The sequence below is a fragment of the Streptomyces sp. NPDC059895 genome, assembly GCF_042731035.1.
Lineage (GTDB): Bacteria > Actinomycetota > Actinomycetes > Streptomycetales > Streptomycetaceae > Streptomyces.
The window spans coordinates 1-1,388 of the sequence record NZ_JBHWKO010000134.1; the positions used below are offsets into that span (position 1 = coordinate 1).

General features: G+C 66.7%; 1 protein-coding gene. It reads right to left on the reverse strand.

Going from position 1 to position 1,388, the window contains the following annotated elements:
* Nucleotides 1-142: 142 nt before the first annotated feature.
* Entirely contained in the window at nt 143-1,315 is a 1,173-nt protein-coding gene (locus ACFV9M_RS42020; protein WP_385079926.1) for an IS701 family transposase, read from the reverse strand.
* Nucleotides 1,316-1,388 lie beyond the last annotated feature (73 nt).

Below are 1,388 nucleotides of genomic sequence, written 5' to 3' on the forward strand. Positions count from 1 at the left end.
TACTGCAACCGCATCTGGAGGGTGTGGCCTCGGCGTTTGTAGTGGGATCGGCGGGCTCGGGCCTGGCTGCGCCGTCGGTAGCGTGACCAGTGCAGACGGTGCTCGTTGCTGTGGCAGTGGCGCGTGACGACGGCGTGGCCCATCAACCGGCGGATCTCCGGGACGCTGAGGGGTATGAGGTCTTGTTCGTCGTCCGAGGTGCCCCTTTTACGGCTTCTGCGGCGCGGACGGCGGTCAGGTAGGCGTGTGCGGCCATGGCCAGGGTGATGTGGCGGTACCAGGCCCGGTAGAGCCTCACTTGGTAGTGGTCCAGGCCGCACTCGCCCTTGGCGCTCTGGAAGCATTCCTCGACAGCCCACCGCGCGGCAGCCACTCTGACCAGGTCTTTCAATCGTGAGGTGACGGGGCCGTAGCAGACGTAGTAGGCGATCTCGCTCAGGTCGCTGACGGAACGCCGGGCCAGGACCCAGTGTCCGAACCCGTTCTCCCAGGCGTACCGGATCGGGATGCGGGCCCAGTCGTATATCCGCTCGCCGTGGGCGCCGGCTCCGCCCGACAGGCGCTTCCATCGCTGCCGGGGCAGCGCGGCCACGAGGGCGTCGACGCGGGACTCTCCGCCTCTGGCGGTGATCACGGTGTCGTTGACCTTCGTGGCCAGCACGTAGGCGACACCACGTTCCTCCAGCCAGAAGCGCAGGTGCTTGACCTGTCCGTATGCCTCGTCCGCGGTGACCCAGGCGAACGGGACGCCGGCGTCGATGGCGCGTTGCAGCATCCAGCGGAAGTGCTCGTTCTTGGTCGCGAAGGCGACCTCGTCGCCGATCCCGGCGGACCGGCAGCGTCCGCGGTCCTCGGTCCAGGAGGCGGGGATGTAGAGCTCACGGTCGATCAGGGCCCGGCCCCTGGGTGAGGCGTAGGCCAGGAAGGTGCCGATCTGGCAGTTCTCCGTACGTCCGGCCGTTCCGCTGTACTGCCGCTGGACACCAGCGGATTTGGTGCCCTTCTTCAGAAAGCCGGTGTCATCGCCGATCAGGACGGCGTTCTTGTCGCCGATGGTCTCCACGACGTAGTCGCGGAGACCATCACGGACGGCGTTCTCGTCCCACTCGGAGTGGTTCAACAGACGCTGGACGCCGTCCGGACGGAGCTGGCCGACCTGCTCGGCCATGGTCCAGGCGTTCTTCTTCTCCAACGGAGCGAGCAGGCCGGTCAGATAGTCCAGAGCCCGCTCCCGGGGCTCCGACCTGCCGAAATGACGGGCGAAGCGGGCATGGAACCCGGCTATGCCCTCGGACCACGACTCGACCTGCTCCATCGTCAACGCGTCAGCACACAGTCGTATCAACGACCACCTGATACACCCCGTCACGCCAGATGCGGTTGCAGTA

Excerpts from the sequence above, each read along its gene's own strand:
- ACFV9M_RS42020 (WP_385079926.1), bottom strand. The coding sequence starts at position 1,315 with ATGGAGCAGGTCGAGTCGTGGTCCGAGGGCATAGCCGGGTTCCATGCC.